Origin of the sequence: Phormidium sp. CCY1219 (assembly GCF_035615515.1) — a bacterium.
Classification (GTDB): domain Bacteria; phylum Cyanobacteriota; class Cyanobacteriia; order Cyanobacteriales; family Laspinemataceae; genus CCY1219.
Genome location: NZ_JAJENT010000262.1, coordinates 1 through 219, shown reverse-complemented (window position 1 = coordinate 219; position 219 = coordinate 1). Strand labels below are relative to the sequence as shown.

Sequence of the window (219 nt, the reverse complement as noted above, 5' to 3'; positions counted from 1 at the left end):
TATCCATTTGAGAGAAAGCTTCTTTAGACACTACTGTTGAGTAATAGTTGCTCCACCCTCTGATGACCGGGTTGAGGCGTCTTATTAACCCCTCTTGCGGTACTGTGCTGTGTGAGTCTACTATCCCTTTCAGTTTCCTGTAGTGGGTTTTGATGGCTTGATTGCTGGGTTTGATGATAGTTTTGAAGCCTAGTGGATTACTGTGTGTGTCTTTCCCAG

At 44.7% G+C, this 219-nt stretch carries 1 protein-coding gene; it reads right to left on the bottom strand.

Annotated elements, in window-relative coordinates; translation table 11 throughout:
- On the bottom strand, nt 1-154 hold a 154-nt coding region (locus LKK83_RS03210), incomplete at its 3' end, for a group II intron maturase-specific domain-containing protein (protein WP_324629395.1).
- Nucleotides 155-219 lie beyond the last annotated feature (65 nt).